Genomic DNA, 3,699 nt, shown 5'->3' on the forward strand with positions numbered 1-3,699 from the left:
AACCTTAGCTACATTATTGTAAAACACCATCGTTGCAAGTTCTTGTAGCGTCGTATACGTCATGGCTTCGATTGGTGTATGAAAATCAGGCTCAAATCCACCCTCAACGACTGACTTTCTTAATTCATGTATACGTTTAGGGTTCACACTTCGAGTGAGTAGTAAATATGTCTCCAATAAATTAGAATGTTGATCCTCTTCTGAGGTCCAAGTATGAATAAAGTCTGTAATAACAGAAAGGGACCCTTTAAAAGTCGCAGATAAATACGTTGTAAACCAAGGTAAATTCACTTCTGTTAATAAAGCTGTTTCAATGGCTGTAATTACACCAGAAGGAAGAGTAACTTGACTTTCATCCCAAGGAACTCTTTTAAAGTCCATTCCCTTATCCCATGGTAAAAACTCATGATAACCCCAGTCTATCTTCTGCGCTCTTATTTTATGTTGTTCATACAGTTCTTTTAAACGTGGTTCTAATCGGAAATCTAAATCATTTGTTAGCATAAAAGTCCCCCCATTTCTTATCACAGATAGTCATTCTATTTTTACTCTTAAAATTTTCTACAAATAAATATTACTTTCCTTTTTTAAGTCAAACATAATAAATTTGTAACAAAACTTTTTAAGAGCGCTATATTTTTATAGGAACTTTTTATTAAAAGGGGGACCGTTACATCTATTTTCTTTTTTATAAAATAGATACTGAGGCATACAATATGTTAGTTAGCCTAAATAAAGAAACTAACCTCAGTAAATACAGAATAACATTCATGGATGAAGATACTCGTCATGTTGTAAATCTTGGTGATTGTAAAAAGGTGCATGCCCATAAAGAATCGTTTTATAATAAAGATTGATAAACAATTAATCTTTCCTGCGTTTTCACTACTTTCTAATTTGTTGTTGGCATCGACATGGTTGTGGTGCACAGGTTACGCAACAACGACAATTCATTTTGGGTTGTAAACATTTTTCACAAAAACCAATAGGTACATTCGTATCCTTTTTCTTGTGACAATCATCAACCTTGTGACTCATACAGTTATCTCCTTGCATGCAGGGTGATTCATTATATTCCAAGTGAGATTTAAAGTGAGATTTTGGTTAGCGGTATCTCAGAACAACTAACTATGAAGTTGCAGATATCATTTCAAAGGAAACCAAACAAAAAATAACCTATACGAACCCTAGTATATTAAAATTAAGAAAACGAATGTTTCAAAAAGAATTTAAATCAGATTACATCATGGTGATGATAGGTATATATAACAGCTAAATTAGGATTAGCTAAAAGAATAACGCTTGTTTTATTAAACTTAATTGGGAGAAGTCCTCTTACTATGGAAAAGTTTGTTCGTGATTATAAAAATCAAAACGTTTAATTTTGAAATTAGGTAACCTTATTCTCTATTTTATTGAGGTGATTTCATCTTAGCGAAGGAAAATCCAACTTAAAACCTCCAATAAATGTATTAGCGTGGGTTTTATGTCATTTGGTTGGCGGTACCCCACATCCATCAACTTAAGGAATATTTTGAAGTATCCCTAAAACAAAAATTTTATATCACTACAACAGTCATATATGAGAATTTAGGTCATTTTATTTATTGCTATGCTGTTTTCTTGTGACACACAGTACAATTATAGACAACACCTAAAATATTAAAGACTGTCTTTTTCTTATAACAGTGGAACTTTCGCCGTTTTTCTGTAGGAGGATAAACAGGCGAAGCAGGATTACTTGAGTTGGAAGCTCTTGATACAATACGATATAGGATTCGTGAATTTCGTGGATTTGTCCTGGTTGTAGCTGAAATGGATTTGGCGATTGTTACAGGAAAAAAGAACCGACATTTTTACAAATCTGAAAAATCGAAAATGACTGTTTATGAAACAATCTATATTTATACTTAAAGTTGGTGCTACTTCTTTATTGCATTAGATAGTAATGTAATTTATAATACGTTTAAATGATTAAATTCTTAAACGGAAGGTAATGTCAGTAAAATGAGCTGTAATGATAAAGTAATGCATATTTTAGAAAATTTAAGACCATGTTTTCAAGGGTTGGGAGATCCAACTCGTCAGCAAATTGTATCGCTTTTAATTGATAAAGATAGCTTGAATGTGACGCAAATTGCGGAGCATATTCCCATGTCAAGACCTACTGTATCTCATCATTTGAAAATATTGAAACAATCAGGGTTACTTCAAGTTCAGAAAAAAGGCACTGAAATGTATTATTGTCTTGAATTTAATGAAACAATAAATCTTTTAAAAGAACTTGTTTCTTTAGTTGAAGATGAATGTAAGAATTAGGTACTCATTTATAGTTTAGGGACACCTTTGTCCCTTTTTTTAGCGACATTACGTTAATGTGTTTAAGTTTTTAATCATTTAAACTTATGATCTCATGCTAATTAAAATGGAGGTTTCAGATGAATAAGAAAACAGTATTAATTGTTGGTGGGTATGGAGTTGTTGGTAGTCAAATTGCTCAAATTTTACATAATCGACATCCTGATTTGGAAATTAGATTAGGAGGAAGAACCTTAGGGAAAGCGTTACCTTTTGAATCAGAGAGAGTAAAAATAGTCAAGATAGACAACACAACAGATGATCCGCTAAGAAATTTGGATGATAATTTCACATTAATTGTTAATGCGGTTAATGACCCGCAAGATAGACTACTTCTATCTGCAGTTCGAAAAAAAATTCCATTGGTTGACATTACTCGTTGGACTGAAAGCTTTAAGAGTTCTATTGATCGATTAAAAAATGTTGAGGTCCAATCCCCTGTTGTATTAGCTTCAGGGTGGATGGGGGGGACAGCAGCCCTTTTTGCTAAAATTTATTCAAAAGATCTTCAAGAGGTTACGGTTGATATCAACGCACTATATTCTCTTCAAGACAAAGCAGGACCAAATTCAACAGCATATATGGATCGGTTAACTATTCCGTTTGAAGTCAAAGCTCGAGAGGGAATGCGACAGGCTTATCCAATGACTAATCCAATCAAAGTCCGCTTTCCTAACGGTTATATAACCAAATGTTATCGTTTGGATACTCCTGATCACGTAACACTGCCAGAATCAATTCATGCTGTTTCGGCTAACTTTCGTATTGCTTTTGATAGTAAAATATCTACATATGGACTGGTTTCTCTGGTGAATACAGGAATTTGGAAAATGATTAGTGGAGAAAAATTTAACGATTTACGGAAGAACATTCTCTATAAACCTGGAAGGGGAAGTGCACATAACATAGTTATTCACCTTAAAGGTTATGATGCTAATGGTGTATTGCATAGACGATGTGTGAACATATCCGATCCGTTAGGACAGACACATCTTACGGCTTTAGGAGCAGCTGTCCAAGCAGAGAAAATTTTACAAACATCTGATATTGTGGTTCCGGATTCTGAAATTTACTTTCCGGAAAATCTATTAGATTTGGGTGTGAATGCATCTGCAATTATAGATTTTTATAGAGAATATGGGGTTAATATTACGAAAGAAAATATATAAAAGGTACCGTTCTATACTTGGTAGTACACATATGGCTATCAAGATAAGAAATACAAATATCTCCAAAATGAGAGAATGTACATCTTCATGTGAAAATGTACATTTTTTTGTTTTGCGATGTTATAAAATTCTTAACTTGATGGATGTGTGGTGCTACCCCATCACTATCAAG

General features: G+C 33.3%; 3 protein-coding genes and 1 pseudogene. 3 read left to right on the plus strand and 1 reads right to left on the minus strand.

Annotation, left to right across the window (positions count from 1 at the left end):
- On the minus strand, positions 1–504 hold a 504-nt coding region (locus COI75_RS17090; protein WP_176535592.1), incomplete at its 3' end, for an acyl-ACP desaturase.
- 619 nt (positions 505–1,123) lie between these two features.
- On the opposite strand from COI75_RS17090, the pseudogene COI75_RS27685 reads away from it, so the two are divergent.
- The 3 genes and pseudogenes from COI75_RS27685 to COI75_RS17105 form a co-directional block, all read left to right on the plus strand.
- Positions 1,124–1,382: pseudogene (locus COI75_RS27685) on the plus strand (SDR family NAD(P)-dependent oxidoreductase); the annotation flags it as partial.
- Positions 1,383–2,007: 625 nt separating this feature from the next.
- Positions 2,008–2,319 carry an ArsR/SmtB family transcription factor gene (locus COI75_RS17100; protein WP_098448511.1) on the plus strand — a complete coding sequence of 104 codons (312 nt, stop codon included), beginning with the start codon at positions 2,008–2,010 and terminating at the stop codon, positions 2,317–2,319.
- Positions 2,320–2,438: 119 nt separating this feature from the next.
- Positions 2,439–3,527: a saccharopine dehydrogenase gene (locus COI75_RS17105; protein ID WP_098448512.1), complete on the plus strand. Its 1,089-nt coding sequence runs from the start codon at positions 2,439–2,441 to the stop codon at positions 3,525–3,527.
- Positions 3,528–3,699 lie beyond the last annotated feature (172 nt).

Source organism: Bacillus cereus (assembly GCF_002564555.1).
Lineage (GTDB): Bacteria > Bacillota > Bacilli > Bacillales > Bacillaceae_G > Bacillus_A > Bacillus_A cereus_K.